Annotated in this window: 15 protein-coding genes; 10 read left to right on the top strand and 5 right to left on the bottom strand. The window is 34.8% G+C overall.

Annotated elements, in window-relative coordinates; all coding sequences use genetic code 11:
* Positions 1 to 14 precede the first annotated feature (14 nt).
* The 4 genes from QMO11_RS00880 to QMO11_RS00865 form a co-directional block, all read right to left on the bottom strand.
* Entirely contained in the window at positions 15 to 3,107 is a 3,093-nt protein-coding gene (locus QMO11_RS00880; protein ID WP_282035596.1) for a SusC/RagA family TonB-linked outer membrane protein, read from the bottom strand.
* A 373-nt stretch (positions 3,108 to 3,480) separates the two neighbouring features.
* A complete protein-coding gene (locus QMO11_RS00875; protein WP_282035595.1) occupies positions 3,481 to 7,629 on the bottom strand; it encodes a hybrid sensor histidine kinase/response regulator transcription factor in 4,149 nt (1,382 codons plus the stop codon).
* 146 nt (positions 7,630 to 7,775) lie between these two features.
* A complete protein-coding gene (gene odhB, locus QMO11_RS00870) occupies positions 7,776 to 9,020 on the bottom strand; it encodes a 2-oxoglutarate dehydrogenase complex dihydrolipoyllysine-residue succinyltransferase (protein ID WP_282035594.1) in 1,245 nt (414 codons plus the stop codon).
* 54 nt (positions 9,021 to 9,074) lie between these two features.
* Positions 9,075 to 11,891: a 2-oxoglutarate dehydrogenase E1 component gene (locus tag QMO11_RS00865; protein WP_282035593.1), complete on the bottom strand. Its 2,817-nt coding sequence runs from the start codon at positions 11,889 to 11,891 to the stop codon at positions 9,075 to 9,077.
* Between the two features lie 211 nt (positions 11,892 to 12,102).
* Between QMO11_RS00865 and QMO11_RS00860 the strand changes: the two genes are divergently transcribed.
* The gene (locus tag QMO11_RS00860) at positions 12,103 to 15,006 is read left to right on the top strand and encodes a PD-(D/E)XK nuclease family protein (RefSeq protein WP_282035592.1); all 2,904 of its coding nucleotides are present in this window, start codon (positions 12,103 to 12,105) and stop codon (positions 15,004 to 15,006) included.
* Here the strand turns inward: QMO11_RS00860 and trmD are convergent, their stop codons facing one another.
* Complete coding sequence (gene trmD, locus QMO11_RS00855; protein ID WP_282035591.1) at positions 15,007 to 15,681, bottom strand: tRNA (guanosine(37)-N1)-methyltransferase TrmD; 675 nt, start codon at positions 15,679 to 15,681, stop codon at positions 15,007 to 15,009.
* A 219-nt stretch (positions 15,682 to 15,900) separates the two neighbouring features.
* Here trmD and QMO11_RS00850 point away from each other — a divergent pair, with 219 nt between their 5' ends.
* The 9 genes from QMO11_RS00850 (at position 15,901) to QMO11_RS00810 (ending at position 25,151) form a co-directional block, all read left to right on the top strand.
* On the top strand, positions 15,901 to 17,823 hold the full coding sequence (locus QMO11_RS00850; protein WP_282035590.1) for a DUF349 domain-containing protein: 1,923 nt from the start codon (positions 15,901 to 15,903) through the stop codon (positions 17,821 to 17,823).
* Positions 17,824 to 17,930: 107 nt separating this feature from the next.
* Positions 17,931 to 18,278, top strand: coding sequence for a hypothetical protein (locus QMO11_RS00845; protein ID WP_282035589.1), 348 nt, complete (start codon positions 17,931 to 17,933; stop codon positions 18,276 to 18,278).
* A 69-nt stretch (positions 18,279 to 18,347) separates the two neighbouring features.
* On the top strand, positions 18,348 to 19,604 hold the full coding sequence (gene hemA / locus QMO11_RS00840) for a glutamyl-tRNA reductase (RefSeq protein ID WP_282035588.1): 1,257 nt from the start codon (positions 18,348 to 18,350) through the stop codon (positions 19,602 to 19,604).
* A gap of 9 nt (positions 19,605 to 19,613) precedes the next feature.
* A complete protein-coding gene (gene hemC / locus QMO11_RS00835; protein ID WP_282035587.1) occupies positions 19,614 to 20,546 on the top strand; it encodes a hydroxymethylbilane synthase in 933 nt (310 codons plus the stop codon).
* Complete coding sequence (locus QMO11_RS00830) at positions 20,546 to 21,325, top strand: uroporphyrinogen-III synthase (RefSeq protein WP_282035586.1); 780 nt, start codon at positions 20,546 to 20,548, stop codon at positions 21,323 to 21,325. Before hemC ends, QMO11_RS00830 begins: the two co-directional genes overlap by 1 nt.
* Positions 21,326 to 21,330: 5 nt before the next feature.
* Complete coding sequence (gene hemB / locus QMO11_RS00825) at positions 21,331 to 22,299, top strand: porphobilinogen synthase (protein WP_068472609.1); 969 nt, start codon at positions 21,331 to 21,333, stop codon at positions 22,297 to 22,299.
* A gap of 75 nt (positions 22,300 to 22,374) precedes the next feature.
* The gene (hemL, locus tag QMO11_RS00820) at positions 22,375 to 23,667 is read left to right on the top strand and encodes a glutamate-1-semialdehyde 2,1-aminomutase (RefSeq protein WP_282035585.1); all 1,293 of its coding nucleotides are present in this window, start codon (positions 22,375 to 22,377) and stop codon (positions 23,665 to 23,667) included.
* Between the two features lie 109 nt (positions 23,668 to 23,776).
* Entirely contained in the window at positions 23,777 to 24,808 is a 1,032-nt protein-coding gene (hemE, locus tag QMO11_RS00815) for a uroporphyrinogen decarboxylase (protein ID WP_282035584.1), read from the top strand.
* Positions 24,809 to 24,824: 16 nt separating this feature from the next.
* Positions 24,825 to 25,151 carry a DUF6787 family protein gene (locus QMO11_RS00810; RefSeq protein WP_068472604.1) on the top strand — a complete coding sequence of 109 codons (327 nt, stop codon included), beginning with the start codon at positions 24,825 to 24,827 and terminating at the stop codon, positions 25,149 to 25,151.
* The last annotated feature ends 42 nt before the right edge of the window (positions 25,152 to 25,193 follow it).

Below are 25,193 nucleotides of genomic sequence, written 5' to 3'. Positions count from 1 at the left end.
TAACTTTTAATTGATTAGAAGTCAAGTTTTAACCCTATTAAATAAAGTGCACTAACTGGATAATTTCCTCTATCGATTCCTCTATTATTAAGATTACTACTACCTATTTCAGGATCATAGCCCTCGTAATTTGTAAATGTAAGTGGGTTTTGCGCTGTAATATAAACTCGCATATTACTCATCCCTAAATTATTGGTAATATGATTTGAGAAATTATACCCTAAACTCACCATTTTAAGTCGAAGATAAGATGCATCCTCTACCCAAAGATCAGTTGAACCTGCGTAGTTTGGATGTGCTTTAGATTGATCAACATACAGTGGAATATCTGAATCGGTATTATTCGGAGTCCACATGTAAGTTAAGTCTTTATGACGCCCCCAGGTAAAAGCAGTTGCTTTACTACCATTAATAATTTCGGCACCAACACTAGCATACCATTGCATTGACAAGTCAAATCCTTTATATTCTACTTTAATATTTAAGCCCGTTTCGAAATCAGGAAATGCAGAACCTGAATAAGCTTTATCTTTATCATCGATAACACCATCGCCGTTCATATCTTTATAGATTAGATCACCTAAGCGTGCTGTAGGAACTAATTTTTGATATTCGGCCAATTGCGCATCTGATTTAACAACTCCATCGGTTTGATATAAGAAGAATGCTCCAGCCTCATAGCCTTCGGCAATTGTAGTTGCTACTGCAGCAGCATCTCCACTAATAACCTGACCGGTAGTATAAATGATATCAGTTTCACCATACATATCAGTAATTTCATTCTTGTTCTGAGTAAACGTTCCACTTAAATCCCAATTAAAACCACCTGTTTTAAAACGGTAACGTGCAGCTAACTCATAACCCATATTCTGCATATTACCAACATTTACTGTGTAGGTTCCTTTAGTACCAACACCTGCTGAACTTGGCAAACGAACTGGGAAAAGCATATCGTTCTTTTGAGTATTATAAAAATCAGCATTAAAAGTTATTTTATTAGATAGGAATCCCATATCAATACCAATATTTTGCTGAATAGAAGTTTCCCATTGTACATCAGGATTACCATATGAATCTTGGATTACTCCAATATTATGAACATCTGATGCTCCTTGTTGAAAAACTTGATCGTAACCAAAAACCATTAAGTTATTATATAAGTAGTCTCCAATTTTATCATTACCCGTTTGTCCGTAACTGGCTCTTAATTTTAATGAGTTTATCGAATTTTTCATGCTACTCCAAAAGTTCTCATCTGAAATATTCCAACCAGCAGAGAACGAAGGGAAAGTTCCCCAACGGTTATCTTCACCAAAACGAGAAGAACCATCTCTACGTACTAAAGCACTTAACATGTACTTACTTTTAAAATCGTATTGCACACGTGCCAAAGTTCCAACTGTAACCGTTTTTCTATAACCTTGAGACTCTAATGTTGGGAAAATTGTTGCTCCATTAATAACTTCTACATTATTATTGTATACACCCTGCTTCTGTCCAAGTATTTTACCAGAATTATACTCTTCATAAGAAACGTTGACTAAACCGGTTATTTTATGATGCTTATTTATTTTTGTAGTATAATTTAATCCGGCTTCAAAATTATAATTATCAGCTCTAGTTGATTCAAAGCCACTTAAACTTTTAGTTGGATCCTGCTCACGTCCTTGGTCAAAGTTAAGGTCTAATGCATATTGTGGAGAAAATAAACTTCTGTTCGTATTCACTACACTCACACCTCCCTGAGTTCTTATCTTAAGACCTTTTAAAATCTCATAATTCAAAAGGACATTTGCATTAATACGGTCTGTATTTGTATTATCCTTTTTATTCATCGCAGTTAATACTGCATTCATATTATTCTGATCAGTACCTGAACCTGCTTCAGCAACATCTGTATCTGGCGTAACTTGTGGCTGATAAGGCTTATACTTCAGTATAGTATTTAAGAAGTTAGTACCTGGCTTTTGCTTATCTTCTAGAATAACAGCAATACTACCATTTATCGATAATTTATTATTCTTTGAACGATAAACAGTATTTGCTCTGGTATTAAAGCGTTTAAAGTTTGAGTTTAAAAACACCCCTTCTTCTTCGTAATATCCTGCTACTAAACTGTAAGACATTTGTTTGGTACCTCCCGATATCGTTAATCCATAATTCTGAGTAAAGGAATTATCGTTTAAGAACATATCATCTAAGTTACTTTCATTACCCAGCCAATGTGGATTTTGATTGGTGATAAGGTTATTAGCACCACTCTGTTCGTCTACATAGTTAATTCTATTTAGCTCAAAATATAACTGCTCGGTAGAATTCATAACGGGAGTACCCGACATGATATTTCTAATACCATATGACCCGGTAACGGAAATCTTGGCTGTACCCTCGGTACCACCCTTTGTGGTAACTAAGATAACCCCACTTGCTCCACGTGTACCGTATACAGCACATGAGGCGGCATCCTTAAGGATATCTAAACTTTCTATTTCATTCATACTCAAACGAGGATCAGAGGGTTGAGGTATACCATCAACAACCCAAAGAGGATCGTTACCTCCGGTAATAGATGAAAGTCCACGAATCAAGATACTAGACCCTTCTCCTGGCTCACCAGATAATGCATTAACTGTAACCCCAGCAACCTGCCCTTGAAGTGCAGATCCTAAATCAGGTGTTACAAAATTATCTATCTGATCACTTTTTACTTGGGTTACTGCTCCGGTTACTTCTTTTCTTTTCTGAACACCATAACCAATGGCCACAACTTCATCAATATCAAAACTCTCAGGCGACATTAGCACATCTATCTTTGCCTTGTCAACTGTTTTTTCTTGAATTTGCATACCTATAAAGCTAAATACAAGTACATCTCCTTTTTTGGCTGCTAAATTGTAGACACCATCCATATTAGTAATGGTTCCATTTGTTGTTCCTTTTACAACAACACTTACCCCTGGGATAGGTAAATTATCTTCTGAACTTACGATAACACCCGTTACCTTTAAGTTACCATTTTGTGCACTCACGCTTAAAAACAAAGTGCAAAATAGCATAAGAAGGAGACTCTTATGCCGATTTTTAATCATCATTAATTTCATCATCATAGAATATTAATTGGATTTTTGCTTAGAGATTCATCATGACAGAATCACATCGTTATAATTTCCGTAACAAATCTCTAATTTTTGTTAATTATACTGGTGTGCCCTAATAATCTTATTGTTCTTCAAGGTAATTTAGCAAACACAACTTACCCCAAAAACAACACAAAACACTGCAGGGCAGCTAATTAAACACAAACCACCCACACTACTCAAAAAACAACTCAAAACATGCTTTTGCAACTATTAACGTAGCCCTGATTGAATAAGTTATGCTTTTACAACACATTCTTTAAGCAGATTCGCTCAAATAGGAGCAAAAAAAAGCTGAAACCATAGTAATAGTTTCAGCTTTTGTAATCAATAATCTTAATTCTTATTCTTTAATTCTCTTTAGCGCCTCGCTGGCATATTTACCTGGGGTCACATCATATTTCTCTTTAAATAATTTTGTAAAGTGCGATCTACTTTTAAAACCAGTCATCATAAAGACTTCATTTACGGAGTAGGTTCCTTGAGCAAAAAACTCAGCAGCTTTCTTGATACGATACATGCGTATCAACTCAAAAGGTGTTTGGTTTGTAACGGCTTTTACCTTTTGATAGAAATGCGTACGATTTAAGTATAATTTACGAGCAATGTCATTAAAATCAACATTCTGGTTATCTAAATTCTCTTCCATTATATTATACAGCTTTTCTAGAAAAACCGTATCGTTTATATTGTCTGTTTCTTTATTTAGCTTTAATGGTATTTCTACCTTAAACCTTTCACGTAAAGCTGCTCTATTGGTAAGTAAAGCCTCAATACTTGTAAGTAGGTGCTGTGCATTAAAGGGTTTTTGTATATAAGCATCGGCACCTTCTTGTATTCCTTTTATTTGATCATCAATAGTAGTACAAGCCGTAAGTAAAATTACCGGAATATGACTAGTTTTGATATCACCCTTAATATTTTTACACAATTCTAATCCGTTTAATTCAGGCATGAGCACATCACTCAATACTAAATCGGGCCATTCTTCGTGCATTGCATCAATACACTCTTGACCATTCTTGAATGTTTTAACCTCAAAAAAATCGGACAAAATACCGGATACATAACTTCTCATCTCTGTATTATCTTCAGCAAAGAATATCCTTGAATTTTTAAGGTCATCAGAAACAGATAAACCTTTTAAATCTTCAACACTACTTGATATTTCATTTGCTTTTACCTCTAATTTCTCCTCTTGCTCAAGCAGCTGCTTTTCTTCGCTAATTGAAGCTGTATCTGTTTGTTTTAAAATTGGTAATTGCACAGTAATAGTAGTACCAACATGCACTTCACTCTCAGCTGTAATATTGCCATAGTGCATTTCTACAAGTCTTTTTGAGAATGCCAAACCTATTCCCGAGCCACCAATATATGCTCCATGCTTAATTTTTGATTGATAAAACCGCTCAAAGATGTGAGGCAAATCACTTTCGTCAATTCCTCTACCAGTATCTTTTACCTTAATAAACAACTCATTATTTTCAAAACCATAATCAACTGTAATTGTATCTTCTGCTGTTGTGTATTTAAATGCGTTACTTAATAAGTTGTTTATTATTTTTTCAAGCTTATCACGATCTGCCCACACAAACAATCCACTCTGGTTATTATTAATTACGAGGTTTTTATTATCGCGCTCAGCCAAAAAGTTAAAGTCCGTAGTTATGTCGTCGATAAACATATCCACACTAAATTGAGTGTGGTGCATTTCAAGTAAATCAGCATCTGATCGTTGAAAGTCGTGAACCTGATCAATTAATTGAGATATCTTGCGTGACTGACGCTGCACTCTATTTAGGTTTTCAAAAATATCAGGGTATGACTTATACTTTTCTGACAACAAATTAATTGGTCCGGAAATTAAGGTTAATGGTGTTTTAATTTCGTGAGAGATATTAGAAAAGAATCGAAGCTTGGCAGAGTTAACCTCTGATGCATTCTTCTTTTCAATTTGCTCAAGCTCTACACTATGCTTTAAAAATGAAACGCGCTGAACATACCTTAGTATTATCAGCAATATAATTACAAGTCCAATCATATATAAAAACATGGCTGTTCCGGTTTTCCAAAACGGTGGTAATATCTCAATTTCGAGATCACGAGGCTCTGTCCATTTATTAAACGAATTGGATGCAACAATTCTTAAGGTATAGGTACCTGCTGGCAAACCATTACTATATATATTACGCTGATCGGAGGACACTTCAATCCACTCATCATTTATAGGTAATATTTTATACTTTACGTAATGTGTTTTGGGGTTTGAGAAATGGAGTGATCTAACTTCAATTGAGAAAACATTCTCATCATGTTGAAGTGTAATTTTATTCAGATTATTGATTCGTTCACTTAACAAAACCCTACCATTTATAGTATCGCCAGGCATAACACTTTTATTAAACAACTTTAAATCGCCAAGCTCTACATTTGGTAATGGCTCTTGATAGGCCAACTCTTTAGGATTAAAACATACGAATCCTTGAAGTCCTCCAAAAACAAGCGTACCATTAGCCATATTAAACCCAGGGTACCAGAAATCTTCAAACGGCAAGCCTTCCTCTGCTCCGTAAACTCTAAATCGTTTATCTTTTGTATTAAATTTATTTAAGCCAATATTAGTGGACACCCACAAATTATGCTCATTATCTGCTAAAACATTTTTGACAACATTATTTGACAATCCTGATTTTTCAGTGAATGGAAGAAATTTAGGATCGTCAGTACTATTGAGTACCTTACATATACCGCCGCCTTCGGTTCCAATCCAGAATTCATCATTCTCTAAACGAATAAAAGAAGTAACCGAATTACTCGATAGTGAATTTGGTTTCTTAACATCTCGCTTATATATATCCAGCCTAACATCCTGAAGCGTTCGCGCACCCTTGGTATTTATGCGATATATACCTTCTGTTTTAGTACCTGCCCAAATTAAATGGTTCTTTTTATCCGAATATAACCTATGAACCTCTGGTGCACCTCTATCTTTAAAGAATAAGTGTTTATCTAATCGCTCTAAAGATTTAACGGTATTACTTTGGTTTAATCGAATACGTATAATTCCACTTGTTCCACCTATCCAAATATTACTATCTGCATCCTCAACTATAGAACGCATTGAAAAATCACGGGCAAAAGTTGAATTATCAGCAGCTATTTGTAACCAAGGTTTATCTGGTCTTATTCTTCCAATTTCATTAGAACCTCTAAAAGCTAACCAAACATTTCCGCGCGAATCTTTATAAGCTGCCTTAACTATACTTGCCTTTTCTGCATTAATATTAAATGGTAACTTCTCAAACTTCTTTTTTAAGATATTATATATATACAGGCCTTTCGTTCTTGATACAACCAAAAATCTTTCATCATCGTAAATGCTCAGAAATGTAAACTCATCATCAAGAGGTATTCTTTTATCTTTTCTGTTTTTTGTAAAAGTAAAGAATGGATTTGTGATAGATTCAAACTCAAACATACCTTTATTAAAAGTACCCACCCAACAACCTTTATTTTTTGTTATTCCGAAACAACTAACCTTTAGTCGCTCAACATAACTATCAATAGGCGCATGTATTGTTATTTTACTTTCATCTATTGAGTTTACATTAGGTACTTGAATAATACCTCCTTTTTTGGAAGAGCCTAGCCAAAGACTATTGTTATTATCAATGGCAGAAACATTAAATTGATAATCGGTTAAAACCTTTTCTTTAAACTCAAATTGAGGACCCTTAGGTGAATGTTTATAATTAATAACACCCACACCTCGAGATAAAGTAACTATTATGCTAGATGAATCAATTTTACTAAGTGAGTATGCGATACGAGCAACCTGATTCTTAAATATCTTAATAAATTCTTTAGTTTTAGTATTAAATAAGATAATTCCTCGGCTACTGGCGAAAAGATAATTTGATTGACCAAGGAAAATAGCATCGTAAAAATCAATATCACCATTTCCGGTTGCAATACTTCGAGGTGCATTGTAACTCGCAATAAAATTATAGTTATCATCAAATACCCATATTCCACTATTTTCTGTAGCAACTACAAATGTTTTATCATCTATATTCTCAACTATCTTACGAACCATTGGTCTGTTATATACACTCGCCAAATCGTTAGGAATATCGAGTATATTAAATTGTTGCATTTGGTAGTCGTAGATTGAGATACCTTCATCAGTACCAACCCACACATTGCCTTTTGAATCTTCTAAAAGGGTACGTATTCTATTACTCTTAAATAAATCTTTATCGATAGTATTCCGGTACGATTCGAAAGCATAACCATCATACTTATTTAAACCATCGAATGTTGCTACCCAAATATACCCTCTTGAATCTTCTAATATTGAAGTTACCCCATTATGAGCTAAACCATTATTAATAGTATATTTATTTGAGTAATTAAGTATGCGTTCCTCTGCAGTTATTGAAACTAAGAATCCTAAAATTAAAAGGCTTGTAATAAATATCTTTTGCAACATACTTTAGTTTATATTTTACGGTATTTAGCGATATGGGTAAGAGGAATTACAAACATAGATATTTTTTTTACGATTCTAAAAAAGAATAACCCCGATACATTCGATGAATATATCGGGGTTATGTAATTATTTCAACAGGATTATTCCTATAAATCGAGCACTAATTTCTCTAATTCATCGCCGCCCGTAAGCATCAATTCAGGGTTCTCTAACATCTTTTTAAGAGTTACTAAAAAGCCTACTGAATCTTTACCATCAATTATCCTATGGTCGTAAGATAAAGCAGTATACATAATTGGTCTAATCTCAACCTTTCCGTTAACAGCCATTGGGCGCTCAACAATATTATGCATACCCAAAATAGCTGATTGAGGAGGGTTAATAAGAGGAGTTGACAACATAGAACCAAATACACCTCCATTAGTTACCGTAAATGAACCGCCTGTCATTTCATCTAAGCTTATTTTTCCAGCTCTTGCTTTTACAGCCAACTGCTTTAGTGTGTCTTCAATTTGAGCTAAGCTCATAGATTCTGTATTTCTAATAACAGGAACCATTAAGCCTTTAGGCGTTTGAACTGCCACAGAAACATCTACGTAATTTGGGGTAACTATTTCATCACCATCAATCATTGAGTTTACCATTGGATGTTTTGCCATCGCTAATGCAGATGCCTTTATAAAAAAGCTCATAAAACCGAGTTTAACACCGTGCTTTTCAACAAACAAGCTTTGATACTTTTTACGCAGTGCCATAATATTAGTCATGTCCACTTCATTGAAAGTAGTAAGCATTGCAGTTTCTTGCTTTACAGCAACCAAACGCTGAGCTAACTTCTTGCGTAAAGAGCTCATTTTATTTCTATCCAATGCTCTTTCTTTTGGTTCATTTTCTAAACCTGAAGAAACAACACTATTGACATTATTCTTTACTGCTTCTAACTCTTTTTTAGAAATTCGGTGCAGACCTTTAACAACATCTTCAACAGTCCAACCCTCTTCTTCCATTATATTTTGAGCAACCGGACTCACCTTAACTTTTGATAACTCATCAGGCACAGAAGCCTTTTCTTTAGCATCAGGTTTCGACTCTTCTGTTGTTTTTACTTTTTCTTCTGCTTTCGGAGTAACAGGCTCGGCCCCTTCCTCAGGAACAATTGATGTATCAATTGTACATGCTATAGCACCTACTTCAACTAAAACTTCGGGCTCTAATAAAATTTTTATTTTACCGGCTTGTTCAGCAGCAATAGTAAGGGTTGCCTTATCTGATTCTATTTCTGCTAATTCTTGATCTTTTGTTACTAAATCACCATCACGAACTAACCATGAAGCTATTTCTACTTCTGTTATTGACTCTCCTGGCGATGGTACTTTTATTTCAATAATCATAACTTGCAATTTTATTCCAGTACACTTAAGTACACGTTCGTTATTGTGTATTTATTAAATTGAAAAACGAGATTTTTGTGGGAAATACATATGCTGTTTCAGTGCTTCTTGTCTGTCTTTACCTTCTGCACATTGTAATCCACAATACTTATTCTTCAACTCACAATTACATGGTCTGAATATTTTATCCACAATCTCTTTCTGTCCTATTACATGCAATCCATTCAGTCCGGTTGCAGGGCTTCCGCTTGCTAATCGAGCTACAGGAATCATTTTTATTGCCTTAAACATAGCCCGCATATATTTCCACGCACCCATATTTTCAGGCTCCTCTTGAACCCACAAGTTGACTAAGGCATTTTTATATTTAGCAACAATCTCATCTAATCGCTCCTTTGGAAACGGATGTAACTGTTCTATTCTTATCAAAGCAATATCCTTTGCATCAAGTTCTTCTTTACGTGCTAAAAGATCGTAATACACTTTTCCACTACAAAACACCAATCGCTTTACTGAATCAACATCTACATTATCATCATCAATAACCTCCTGGAAGTTACCTGATAAATCTTGAAGAGTAGAAGTACATTTCGGATGACGCAATAAACTTTTAGGGGTAAAAACAATCAGCGGCAACCTAATTTCTCTCTTCATCTGTCTTCTAAGAATGTGAAAGAAATTTGCTGGAGTTGTACAGTTCGCAACCTGCATATTATTATTAGCAGCTAATGATAAAAACCGCTCAATACGAGCACTGGAATGTTCGGGCCCTTGCCCTTCAAAACCATGTGGCAACAGAAGGACTAAACCATTCATTAAACCCCATTTTTCTTCTGCTGAAGATATATATTGATCGATAATTACCTGAGCAACATTATAAAAATCTCCGAACTGAGCTTCCCAAATAGTTAATCCTTTTGGAGTTGCTAATGAATATCCATATTCATAACCCATCACTCCATATTCAGATAGAAGTGAGTTATATACTTTTACCTGAGCTTGATTTTCGGAAATATGATTTAACGGGAAATACTGTTCATCGGTATCTTCAATAGTTAATCCTGCATGGCGATGGGCAAAGGTTCCTCTGATACAATCCTGGCCACTAAGGCGAATTGGATGCCCATCCTCAGCCAAAGAAGCATAGGCTAACAATTCGCCCATAGCCCAATCAAGCTTATCGTTAGCCACCATTTTTTTTCTATCCTCCATTATCTTATTTACCTTTCTAAAAAAAGGCAAATCACTAGGAAGAGCAGTCAATTTATCAGTCAATTGTTTCGCATTCTCTTCACTTATACCTGAGTCTATTGACTTAACAAAATCTTCTTTTCGCGAATATCTATAATCAACCCAATCATCATGTAAAAAGCGTTGGATGGCAACCTTATCGATTAATTTAGATGCAGCCAATTCCTTTTCAAGATATTCATTAAAGTTGTTCTGCAGCCCTTGTACTTCAGTATTCGTATATACTCCCTCTTCTATCAACTTTTTGCCATACACATCTCTTGGGTTTGGATGTTTGGCAATGGCCGAATATAAAGTAGGCTGCGTAAATCTAGGCTCATCACCTTCATTATGACCATATTTACGATAACTTAATACATCAATAAATACATCAGCATTAAACTTTTGTCTAAACTCAACAGCCAATTCCATGGCATAAACCATAGCCTCGGCATCGTCGCCATTAACATGAAAAACAGGGCTTCGTGTTACTTTGGCAACATCGGTACAATAAGTACTCGAGCGTGCATCTAAATAATTAGTTGTGAAACCTACCTGATTATTAATTACAACATGAATTGTTCCCCCGGTTTTATAACCTGGCAACTGACTCATTTGAACCACCTCATAAACAACACCCTGACCTGCAATTGCAGCATCACCATGTATTATTACAGGAATAGCTTTATTATAATTGTTATCGTATTTATGTTCAATCTTAGCTCTTGTAATTCCTTCAATTATTGGACCTACAGTTTCTAAGTGAGATGGATTTGGTGCTAGGTTAACTCTCAACTTTTTACCATTAGAGGCTGAAATATCATTTTGATATCCTAAGTGGTATTTTACATCTCCTAAAGAAATCCCTTCTTCATATTCATCCGCAACAAACTCCTTAAAAATGTTCTGATAAGGTTTATCTAAAATATTGGCAAGTACATTTAATCTTCCCCTATGAGCCATTCCTATAAATAGCTCTTCAACATCAAGTTCGGCACCTTTATTAATGATAGCTTGCAATGCCGGAATCATCCCCTCACAACCCTCGAGAGAAAAGCGTTTTTGACCAACAAATTTCTTATGTATAAAATTTTCGAAACCAGATGCAACATTCAACTGGTCGTATATATATTTCTTCTTCTCAACAGAAAAATTAGGCGTATTCTTTACTGCCTCCATCTTTTGTTGAAGCCACCTTACTACTTCTGGATGCCTTATATATAAATATTCAACTGCAACCGAACTACAATAAGTACGTTTACAATGACTTATTATATCCTTAAGTTTGGCTTTTCCTAAACCAAGTTCTTTCCCTGCTTCAAATGCAGTATCTAAATCCTTTGTTTCTAGTCCGAAAGTCTCCAAATCTAAGGTTGGAAAATACTGACGACGATTACGCACTGGATTTGTTTTGGTAAATAAGTGTCCCCGCTGACGATAGCCATGAATTAAGTTGAGAACATTAAACTCTTTACCAACAACCCCATGTGTTGGCGCTTCGTAATTTTTACGCGCAAACTCGTAACCTTTAAAAAACTGTTGAAAACTTGGATCCACGGATTCCGGATCTGCCAAGTAATTCTGATATAGCTGTTCTATCGAATCAATATCGCTATTACCAATAAATGAAAATTCTCCCATAGAAGTACAATAATTATTTTGCGCTGTAGATCATTACTAATATTTAATTGCAATATATGTAATTTCTATCCTGTTAAGATATCGTTAACTTACAAAAAATCATTTTTTGCCCAATATTTATTCATTCTAAAAAAAGTAAATAAAATATAAGAGTGCCCTTAAGCATTCTTATTTTATTTTTGCATCGCACCTTAAAGAAACATTTTATAAAATGGATACTTTTTTAAAAGAACTAGCTACATATTATTACAATACATACCAAACCAAAATAACTGACTTTTGTTTTGTTTTTCCAGGTAGAAGAGCTTGCCTTTTTTTTAAAGAGCATCTAAAGAAGATGGTTTCAGAACCAATATGGGCTCCCAAAACACTAACAATTAATGAGTTTATACAGGATTTTAGCACAATACCCGTAGCTGATAAACTCACGTTGGTTTTTGAACTATATCAGGTTTACGAAGATATTTACAAAACAGGTGTGTCTTTCGACGATTTTCTTCCGTGGGGTGAAATTATACTTAACGACTTTGATGATATAGATAAGTATAGAGCCGATGCAAAACAAGTATATACCAACCTATTGGCCATTAAGGAAATTGAAGATGATTATAGCTTTCTATCAGAGGATCAAATCAAAGTAATAAAAAGTTTCTGGGCTAGTTTTAATCCCAATAAGCTGTCTGAACATCAAACCGATTTTGTGAAAATTTGGGAAAAGTTAGATGATGTTTATGAGGAGTTTAACAAACGTCTGCGTTTAAAAAATATTTGTTATGAGGGGCAAATTTATAAAACCATTGCCAACAACATTGATAATAAAGAACCCCTTAATATCAAACATCCTAAAATTATTTTTGTGGCATTCAACGCACTAAATAGATGCGAAGAAAAACTGTTTCATCACCTAAGAATTACTGATAAGGCGGATTTTATTTGGGATTATACACCATGGCTTTTAAACGCTAATCAGATAAAAAAATCAATGCACGAAACACCAACTAGAGCGGAAGCCGTGCATTTTATGGAAGATAATTTAATTAACTTTCCAGCTCCCAGCAATTGGAAGTTTCCAGAAAATAAAACACTCCCTAACATCGAAATTACCTCAGTAGCTTCGAGCACAACGCAAACTCAGGTAATTAATCAATTCCTTAAAAATATTGATTCCGATTCTTTCGACTCCAAAAATAACATTAAAGCCACTGAAACAGCAGTTATTTTAACAGATGAGAATATGCTTTTGCCGGTTCTTCATGGTATTCCCAAAGAGGAAAAATCAATCAATATAACAATGGGGTATCCGATGAAAAACACCCCTGCATATGGTTTAATTGAGTTAATATTTGAATTACAAAAGAACTGCAGAAAAACAAAGCAAGGCAAAACCTGGTTCTATTTTAGAAATGTACTTCCAATACTCACCCACCAATATTTAGAACCATTAGATAGCAAAACACATCAGAAACTAGCAAAAGATATTGTATCAAAAAACAAAACATATATTGAAGCAAGTGAGTTGCAATGCACCCATCTGTTAACTTCGATTTTTAAATACATAGATAGTTCCGAAAATTTATCCGAATATTTAAACCATATCCTTTTCACGGTTTATCAATCTTTCAAAACCTTAACTGCTGTAGATACCAGCATTGAGAAAGAATTTATTTACCAATCCTATTTATTGGTCAATCACATAAGTGATTTATTAAAAAACCTTTCTATTTCAATTAAAAACGATACTTGGATTAAACTATACAAGAGGTCTGCAGAAATGCAAAGCATCCCATTTAGCGGAGAGCCTCTTAAAGGTCTGCAAGTAATGGGTATCCTAGAAACCAGAGCACTCGATTTTGAGAACCTAGTTGTACTCAATATGAATGAGGGTGTATTTCCACAAACTGGTGCTACAAACTCACTTATTCCATATGTATTACGAAATGCCTTTAACTTACCTACCATTGAACATCAAGATGCCATATTTGCTTACTACTTTTACAGGTTAATACATAGAGCAAAAAATGTAAGGCTTCTTTATAATTCAGCTGCGCAAGGAATGCAATCTGGTGAAATGAGTCGTTTCCTATTTCAATTAAAATATGAATATCCTAGAGATAAGCTGAAATTTTCTACAGTATCTGAGGACTTAAACATTAGCAATACGCCAACATTTTTTGTAGAAAAAGATGAAAAGGTTATGAATACCTTAAGTGCTTATTTATTACCAAATACCAAAAAACTATCGCCAAGTGCCTTAAGTACGTACTTTGAATGTCCAATGCGATTTTACTACAAGTATGTTACAAAGGCACATGAACCTGATGAAGTTACTGAAGATATTGACCCTAGAATATTTGGAACACTATTTCACGAAGCCATCGAAAAGCTTTATCTCAACCTACTTAATCAAGAAATTAAATCAGAACACATTGATTTAATACTAAAAGATAAAAAGAAGATTGACGCCATTTTACATGAGTCGTTTGAGGAGTATTTCACCCACACAATTGATAATTCCGATTTTAAAGACATCCAAGGTCAGAATGTGCTCATCTTTGACATTATTAAAAAGTACATTATTCAATTTCTTAAAGCAGAAAAAGAAAATGCACCATTTACAATACTTGGATTAGAAAAAGTAGTAAATGCCGAATTTAAAATCAACAGCTCTACTATTGTAAACCTAGGTGGAACTATTGATAGATTAGACGGTAAGGATGGTTCAATAAGAGTTATCGATTATAAAACTGGTGCAGGCGACGATAAGTTCTCAAACATTGAAGATTTATTTAAACAAGAGAAGCATAAAAAACTAAAGGCCATATTTCAGACCTTATTATATAGTTCTATACTGCAAGAGAACGAAAAGTCACCACAAACATATATACCTGGTGTTGTTTGGGTTAAAAAGATATTTACTAGCAATGATTATTCATTAAAAAAAGGACCTGCTAGAGGTAAAGCAGAAACACTTACTCTTAATATGGTACAAGATGAATTTAAGGATACATTATATACACACCTTGAAGATTTATTTAACGCCAATGTAGCATTTCAGCAAACCACACACATTGATAATTGCAAAAACTGCAGTTATGCAAACATATGTGGTAAATAATTATTGAAGCAAGTCTGGTCTGCGTTCTTTTGTGCGTTGATAGGCTTGCTCCTCTTTCCAAGCTTCAATTTTCTTCTCATCACCTGAAAGTAAAATATCTGGGACTTTCCATCCATTATATTCAGCCGGACGAGTATAAACCGGAGGTGCTAATAAACCATCCTGAAAAGAATCTGTTAATGCCGAAGTTTCATCAGAAATTACACCCGGAATCAAACGAATCACAGAATCAACAATAACTGCGGCAGCTAACTCGCCCCCTGTTAAAACAAAATCTCCGATAGAAATTTCTTTGGTAATATAATGGTCACGTATGCGTTGATCCACACCTTTATAATGTCCACATAAAATCATTAAATTACCTTTTAAGGATAATCTATTTGCGATCCCCTGATTCAAAGTTTCACCATCAGGAGTTACATAAATAATTTCATCATATTCTCTTTCAGCTTTCAGCTTCTCAATTAAATCAGCAATAGGTTGAATGGTCATAACCATCCCAGCACCACCACTAAATGCATAATCATCAACCTTTTTATGCTTATTTTTAGTATAGTCTCTTATATCATGACATTGTATATCAATCAACCCTTTTTCTCGCCCACGCTTAACAATTGATTCTGTTAATGGTCCAACAAACATTTCGGGGAATAGGGTTAAAATATCAATTCTCATACTTCTAAAATTTATTCGCAAATATAATTTATCAGAATCACAATTAAGAGCCATTACAATTTTATTTAAGGTTATTGAATTTTTATCGCTCCATAGCAACTATTATAAGCATAAAAAATTTGCGCTTTTAAGGATATATAATATATTCGTACTGAATTATTAATGCCAATTAAACTCTATCATAGATAGAGCTTTTAACGCTAACGAACTTATACGCTGATGGAAGCTAATGATCTAAGCAAATCTGGAAACGAAGAACAAGATTTGAATTCAGTTGAAAACACTGAAAATAAGACACCTGAGAATGTATCTTCTGATACTAATTCTGAAACTTCAGTTGAAGAAACGAGTAAGCCTATCGAGTCTGTAGAAGAAACTACAGAAGAGACTGCAAAGGTTGAAGAAGAAAAACCAGAACTTGATAAAGTTGATTTATCAGTTTTATCAAGAGAAAAATTGGTAGATCGTTTAAGATATATCACACGCAATTTTGAAGTACTTCAGATTAAAGATGAAGTTGAAGATATAAAATCTATCTTTTATAAAATATATCATGCAGAATTAGCCGTTCTAAAAGAAAAATTTCTTGAATCAGGCGAACCTGAAGAAAACTTTGCTCCACCTATTGATCATTTCGAATCAGAGGCAAAGGCATTGATAAAAGATTTCAAGGCTAAGAAATCAGAAGTTGCTCATAAAATAGAAGCTGAAAAAGAAGCCAATTTAGTAGCTAAATACGAAATTATTGAGGCGATTAAAAACCTTCTTAACAGACAAGAATCGTTGAACGAGACCTTCCATGATTTTAGAGAGTTACAACAGCAATTTCATAAAATAGGCCAGATACCACAAGCTAAAGTTAGAGATGTTTGGGATACGTACAACTTACATGTTGAAAACTTCTACGACTATGTAAAAATCAATAAAGAACTAAGAGATTTAGATCTGAAAAAGAACCTTGTTCTAAAAACAGAACTCTGCGAAAAGGCAGAACTTTTAATTGATGAAACAGCCGTTGTTAATAGTTTTAAAACCTTACAAAAATACCACGACAGATGGCGTGAAATAGGTCCGGTACCTAAAGAACTTAAGGATGAGCTTTGGGAGCGTTTTAAAGCCGCAACCACTAAAATAAATCAAAAACATCAAGAATATTTTGAAGGTTTAAAGGTACAACTTGCCGCTAACCTTGAAGCTAAAACTAAACTCTGCGAGGAAGTTGAAGAAATTGTTGCTGGCAAAATAGAATCGCCAAAACAGTGGGAAGAAAAAAGCAAGCAATTAATTGCCATTCAACAAAAATGGAAAACGATTGGTTTTGCTCCTAAAAAAGATAATAATACAATTTACGAACGCTTTAGAGGAGTTTGTGACAAATTCTTTGAAAACAAAAGAACATTTTTCAAAGATTATAAAAATGAGCAATCAGACAACTACAATAAAAAGGTTGAACTTTGCGAACTTGCAGAGCAATTAAAAGACAGTACTGAGTGGCGTAAAACGAGTGAAGCTCTGATAAAAATCCAGAAAGATTGGAAACAAATTGGACCGGTACCTCGCAGACAATCAGATGCAATTTGGCACAGATTTAGAGCTGCTTGCGATTTCTTTTTTGACAACAAAAGTAAAAACGCAAATAAAGCAGATGCATCTCAAGTTGCTAACCTAGACAAAAAGGTTGCTTTAATTGCTGAGGTAAAAGCTTTCGTAAACAAAGAAGATAACGAAGAAACGTTTAAGGCTCTTCAGGCTTTTCAAAAACAATTTTCAGAGATTGGTCACGTTCCTTACAAGGAAAAAGACAATGTTAACCAAGAATTTAGAAATGAAATAAACAAGCATTTCGATTCGCTCAACATGGATGAGTATCATAAGAATGTTCAGAAATTCAGAAATAGAATTGAGAACCTTAAGAACTCTGGCAACTCTGATGATAAAGTATACCAAGAGCGTCATAAGCTTCAGCTTAAATTAAAACAACTTGAAGCCGATATAACCACATGGGAAAACAACATTGGTTTCTTCTCAAAAAGTAAAAATGCTGATTCTATGCTAAAAGATTTCCAACGTAAAATAGAAAATGGAAAACGTAGTATTGAATTACTCAAAGAGAAAATTAAAATGCTAAATAGAATTGACTAGTACTTAGTTAATTTAAAATACTAAAGCTACCTTATGAACTAAGAGGTAGCTTTTTTGTTTTTTAGCTATTCAAATAGTATTTTTGCCAACACATTTAAAACATCAACATGTTCTTTTTCGGAGTTCTGACTTCACATATAACATACATTATCTTAGTTGCGGTATATATCTGCGGCTATGGAAGTATGGTGTTAAATTCCGATGAAGGCAATGCTCTAAGCTTAACTGACATCGAAATTAATGTTGACGCTCATTCTTTTGAAGACTCAAAAGCTTACACTTCTCAAAGCTTTAATTGTACTCAAAATAAAATCGTTGAAAACAAACTGCTAATTAAGGCAAAAAACACTCTTTTTAATAAGAAACAAATCCCTTTAATTTCTTTTACCTGTAGTTTTTTTCAAGTACAACATGCTGAAGAAATTACCTCTCGCCCTCCCCCATTTTTGGTTTAATAAATTGCAATATCGGCCTATAATCACAGTGAATTAAGCCGACTATTTATTTAACTGAAAGCATTATTAATGATAGGGATACTTGGATTAAATCATAAAACAGCATCAATTGACGTAAGAGATAAATTCTCCATCGCACCAGACAAAATAATTCCTACTGCGGAATATTTGATGCAACATTCTGAAATTACAGGAATTGTAATTATTGCAACATGTAATCGTACTGAGATATACTATTCAAGACATACGGATTGTACTTCGCGTTCGCGAGCTCATATGCTAAAGAAAGTGCATGAAGTACTTGACATATCTGAGGACTATAGCGATTACTTTTATCATTACTCCAAAGCCGATGCAATCAAGCATCTATTTACAGTAATTTCGGGTGTTGACTCGATGGTTATTGGTGAAAACCAGATTGTAAACCAAATAAAAAATGCCTACCTAACTGCGACAGAGGCTAACCTGACAGATGCCGTTTTAATGCGTATGTTTCAAAAGGCCTTTGAGTGCAGCAAAAGGGTTCGTAGCGAAACCGAAATTCAAAAAGGGGCAACCTCTATTGGTTACGTTGCCAATGATCTTTGTGAGAAAGAAGCCACTGATTTTAAAAACAGTAAAGTACTGATAATCGGAGCTGGCGAAACAGGTGTTCTCTCATTGCAAAATTTAAAACACAGAGGTGTAAAACATATTTCGATCACAAACAGAACAAATGAGAAAGCTCTAGAAGTTGCTAACAACCTTGAAGCCAACCCTATTTTGTTTGCTAATTTTCACGAGCACTTATCATCAGTCGATATTATTATCACAGCAACAAATGCTGGTAAATATCTAATTTCAAAAGAAGATGTTGAAAAAGCATTGCATGATCGTGACAATAAAAAGCAATGGTATATCGATTTATCGGTTCCTAGAAACATAGATAAAAACATCAACTCCTTAGGTGCAGTAAAACTTTTCAGTGTAGATGACTTACAAAAGATTGTTGATTCACACAGCGAAAAACGTGCATTGAGTGTAGATGGCGCTACAATTATTATTGATGAATTGGTTAGTGATTCAATAGCATGGTTAAATAGTCGTTCATTACGTCCAGTAATTAATTCTATCACCAATAACCTTCAAGAACTGAGTGCTAAAGAATTAAACGAATACAAAAATAACTTAACGCCAGAGTTAGCTAAGGAAATAGAAAAATACACCAACCTACTTACCCAAAAATGCATCAGGAGCTTTATAAGGAATTTAAAAGACGTTACTAAAAACGGAGAATCCACAAAGTCTTTGGATTCCATAGAGCAACTTTTTAAGTTTGATTCTTAATCAGATAAAATGACAGACAATAAAATAATTATAGGTACTCGTGGTAGTCAACTAGCACTTTACCAAGCCCACAAAGTGCAAGATATACTTAACGAGGCATTTCCTAATTTCAGCACCGAAGTAATAATCATCAAAACCAAAGGTGATAAGATACTTGATGTAGCCTTATCGAAAATTGGAGATAAAGGTTTATTTACAAAAGAACTTGAAGTTGAATTACTCAATGGAGGTATTGATTTAGCAGTGCATAGCCTCAAAGATTTGCCTACACAATTACCAAGCGAATTTAAGGTAGCTGCAGTATTAGAACGTGCCAATTTTAGAGATGCATTCGTAAGTAAAAATGGTCTTAAAATTAGCGAACTAACTGCCGAACATACAGTGGCAACATCAAGCTTGAGACGCATAGCTAACCTCAGAAGAGTAAACAAGGAGGTTAAAATTGTTGACATCAGAGGAAATGTAAATACTCGCTTACAAAAAATGGAAGGTGGCCTGTGCGATGGTATGATTATGGCTACTGCAGGTCTTCAAAGATTAGAATTAGACCAACATATTACTGAGATTTTAGATCCAACAGAATTTATTCCTGCTGTTGCTCAAGGTGCAATTGCCATTGAAACAGCTAGCAGCAATACACAAGTAAACGATCTATTAAAACAAATAAATCATGCTAAAACCGAGATAGAAGTTGATGCCGAACGTGCATTTATGAGAACTCTTGAAGGTGGGTGCCAGGTTCCTGTAGGAGCATATAGTTCAGTAAAGGGAGACCAAATTACCTTAACAGGTTTTGTTGCTTCTTTAGATGGCAAAAGTTACCTAAAAGAGAGTGCAACAGCATCTATTGAAAATTCAAAAGAGCTTGGAGAAAACCTTGCCAATAAATTGGTTGATTTGGGTGCAACAACTATTCTTAATCAAATAAGAGAAAACTTATAATGATTAAAGAAAGATTATTAGAAGGTAAAACCATTATTTCAACCAGGCCTGCAAATAGAAGCAAGGATTTGATTGAACTCATAGAAAATGAAGGTGGCACTCTGATTCAACTTCCATTAATTGAACTTAGTGCAGCACAAAATAACAGTATTGATTCTGCGCTAAATAATTTTGAGTCATTTTCGCACATTGCCTTTACTAGTGTTTTTGGGTTTAATTTCTTTCTTGATTGTTTTAAGAAACTTGACAACTACAAATCACTTCTAAATAAAATTAAAATTACTTCCATAGGATACCGTACATCCGAGGAAATAAAAAAAGCAGGCTTTAATATCGCTTTTGATGCTAATGCTAAAACCGGTTATGATTTTGCAGTAAGGTTCAACAAGTATATTAATGGGGAATCTATTAAAGTGCTATGGCCAACGGGCAACCTTTCTCCCAACCAGATTTTAGAAAATACCGATCCTAATATTGAGTTGACTCGAATAAATATTTACCATAACACAATGCCATCGAGCATTGATAATTCTATAATTAATAGGATTGAGAAAGATGAATATGATTTAATCATCACAGCAAGCCCCTCGGCAGTTAACAACCTAAACAAGGTAACAAAAGCCAACAACTTAAAATTAGTATGCATTGGCAAAACAACCACAGAGGCAGCTATAAATAAGGGGTATCAACCTTTGGCAATGGCAGACACACCAACAAACAAAGGTTTGTGTGATGCCATATTAAACTATTACAAAAACAATTCAACCATTAAAATATAACAACTATGTCGTTTCCCACAACTCGATTACGCCGCTTACGGAGCACTGAGGTAACTCGCAATATGATACGCGAAACTAAGTTAACTCGCGACGATTTAATTATGCCTTTATTTGTACGCTACGGACAAAATGTGAAAAATCCGATAAGTAGTATGCCTGGCAACTATCAATTATCTGTTGATTTATTGGTTGAAGAATGTAAACGACTATATAATAAAGGGGTTCAATCAATCTTATTATTTGGTATTCCTGAACATAAAGACGAGCATGGTTTGGTTGCTTGCCAAGAAAATGGTATAGTACAACAAGCTGCACGTGCTATTAAAAAAGCAGTGCCCCAGTTATTTATTGTTGCTGATGTTTGTAACTGCGAGTATACCACACACGGACATTGCGGTACTATTATCGATGGTGATGTTGATAACGACTCTACATTAATCACACTTTCTAAACAATCCGTTTCTTTAGCTGAATCAGGTGTTGATATGATTGCACCTAGCGACATGATGGACGGAAGAGTAGCCGCTATTAGAGCCGCTCTAGATGAAAATAGCTTTAAAAACATGCCAATTATGGCATACTCCGCCAAATACGCTTCAGCTTTTTATGGACCATTTAGAGATGCTGCAGAAAGTGCTCCTCAATTCGGAAATAGGGCAACCTACCAAATGGACCCTGCCAATTCAAACGAAGCTATCCGTGAAGTAGAGCTTGATATTTTTGAAGGGGCCGATATTGTGATGGTAAAACCAGCCTTGAGTTACCTAGATATAATAAGACGCGTAAAAGACGAATTTAACATACCAATTGCTGCCTACAACGTAAGTGGCGAATTCTCAATGATCAAAGCAGCTGCAGAAAAAGGTTGGATTGATGAAGAACGCATCACGCTTGAAGTTTTAACTTCGATTAAAAGAGCAGGCTCTGATGTTATTATTTCATACCACACTCAAGATGTAGTGGACAAATTATAGGTTTAATCACAAGATTTTAAATGAGAGCAAATGATTAAACATTATTCTCATCTAAAAATTTAAAAATCGCAAAAAATGAATACTCAAAATAGCAAAGCGGCTTTTGCCGAAGCAATAAAACATATCCCAGGAGGAGTAAATTCTCCAGTACGTGCTTTTAATTCTGTTGGAGGAAACCCATTATTTATAAAAAGTGCGTCAGGCTCTAAGATAACTGACATTGACGATAACGAATATATTGATTACGTAGGTTCTTGGGGACCTATGATTCTAGGACACACACATCCTGCTGTGGTAGAAGCCTTAAACCAAACGGTATTAAACGGCACTAGCTTTGGGGCCCCTACCCTTATGGAAACCGAAATGGCCAATTTAATTTGCGAAATGGTTCCCTCTATTGAAAGCGTTCGTATGGTAAACTCAGGTACTGAAGCAACAATGAGTGCTTTACGCTTGGCGCGAGGCTACACAAAACGCGATCTAGTAATTAAATTTGAAGGCTGTTACCATGGTCATGGCGATAGTTTTTTAATTAAAGCAGGTTCGGGTGCCTTAACGCTAGGTACTCCAAATTCACCTGGTGTAACTAAAGGAACTGCAAGCGATACTTTAATGGCTAGTTACAATGATTTGGATTCTGTTTTAGATCTATTCACAAAGTATCCAAACCAAATTGCGGCACTAATCTTAGAACCCGTAACAGGTAATATGGGGGTTATCCGCCCAAGCGATGAATTTATTAAGGGTATACGCAAAGCATGTACTGACAACGGTACTGTTTTAATTTTTGATGAAGTAATGACTGGTTTTAGAGTCGCCAAAGGTGGCGCTCAAGAACTTTTTGGTATCACTCCTGATTTAACAACCTTAGGAAAAATTATAGGTGGTGGTTTACCCGTTGGAGCTTACGGTGGTAAAAAAGAAATAATGGACTGCTTAGCTCCCAATGGCCCAGTTTACCAAGCCGGTACCTTATCCGGAAATCCAATGGCTATGGCAGCTGGTTTAACAACGCTACGCATCCTAAACGAAACGCCTGATTTTTATGCTAAGCTAGAGGAAAAAGCTAATTTTTATGTACAAGGCTTACAAAGTAATCTTGATAAATTAGGCTTCCCTGCTGTAATAAATCAAGTTGGTGCAATGTTCACACTTTTCTTTACAAAAGAAAAAGAAGTTAAAAACTTTAGTGATGTGATGACTTGTGATACAAAACTGTATGCAAAATATTTTAAATTGGGATTAGAAGCAGGTATTTATGCTGCCCCATCGCAATTTGAAGCAGGATTTGTATCTATAGCCCATAGCGAGGCCGATTTACAAAAAACAATTGAAGCTAGCTTCGATGCACTAAAACAATTACAATAAAACATTTGAAGCTTACATAGGTTAACCTATAACGGTAGGCTTATACATACTAAATGAAAGGCGGAAATATTTATAACCACCTTTCTAAAATTGAAGAAAATTTAAATAGATGAGTAACTCTATATTATTACAAACATTAGCTGGAGAAAAAACTGAACGTCCGCCATTTTGGTTTATGCGACAAGCAGGACGTGTGCTTCCTTCATACATGAAACTAAAGGAAAAACATAGTTTCTGGGAAATGATGCAAAAGCCTGAGCTTGGAGCTGATGTTACTTTACTTCCTATAAATGATTTGGGTGTTGATGCAGCTATTTTATTTTCGGATATTTTAGTTATACCCTATGCCATGGGAATGGGATTGGAATTTACAGATAGAGGGCCCGAGTTTGATGTGCCTTTATCTGAAAGAGCTAACCCACTTGAGGTTTTAAATCCCCAACCCGACAAGCTACAATACATTTACGAGGTAATTAAACAGATTATGGCAAAAAAGCCTGCACATATTCCATTAATCGGATTTTGTGGAGCGCCATTAACTGTTCTATCTTATATGCTCGAAGGGATCGGAAGAAGTAAAGATTTTCCGGTTACTACTACATACCTATACCAAAATAAGGGAATGGTTAAAAAAATAGTTGAAGCTATTACTGAGCTTTCAATTATTTATGCCAAAGAGCAAGTTAAAAATGGCATTAAGGTATTTCAGCTATTCGAAACGCACGGAGGTCTAATTCCTTGGGATCTATACCAAGAATTATTTATTCCTGCTGTTAAAAAAATTGCTCAAGCTGTACGCGAAACAGGTACGCCATTTATTTATTTCCCAAAAGGAATTGGTGCGGGTATTCAGGATATTACCCCTGACATGTGTGACTTTTTAAGTATTGATTGGCAAACTCCAATGGAAACCGCTCGTAAGTGGGTTGATTCGTCTATTGGCTTACAAGGAAATATTGATCCTCGCTTACTTTATGCCGATCAAAAAACAATTCAAAACAAACTGAATCAATACATAGACTTTGGTAGTAAAAATCACGACTGGATAATCAATCTTGGTCATGGATTTTTACCGGATATCCCATACGAAAATGCCAAGTTTTTAGCCGATTGGATTAAAGTTGCCGATTGGAAACGATAAATACTAATTATACTCAATGTTAAAGTCATTAAAAACACGATGGGGAATCAACTCTAATTTTCAGTTAGTAGTTATTCTCTTTGTATTTTCCGCAGCTGGTTCAGCCTCGCTATATGTGCGAACTTTTATTTTCAATCTTTTAGGAATTGAAACTGAATTATCGCTTTGGATCAAGATTCCGCTGTTTATTATAAACTACCAAATACTATTAATTGTTATAGGTACATTATGCGGTCAGTTCAGATTTTTCTATAATTTTCAAAAGAAAAGCTTCTCTCGCTTTAAGCGAAAAAAGAAAGAGTTGAACCAATCAGAAAAAGATACAAATCATCAAACGGTTTAATATAGGTATTGATTAATATTTCATACTTATTTAATAACACTT

It is taken from the genome of Saccharicrinis aurantiacus (genome assembly GCF_947489045.1).
Lineage (GTDB): Bacteria > Bacteroidota > Bacteroidia > Bacteroidales > Marinilabiliaceae > Saccharicrinis > Saccharicrinis aurantiacus.
This window is presented reverse-complemented; position numbering and strand designations above follow the sequence as displayed.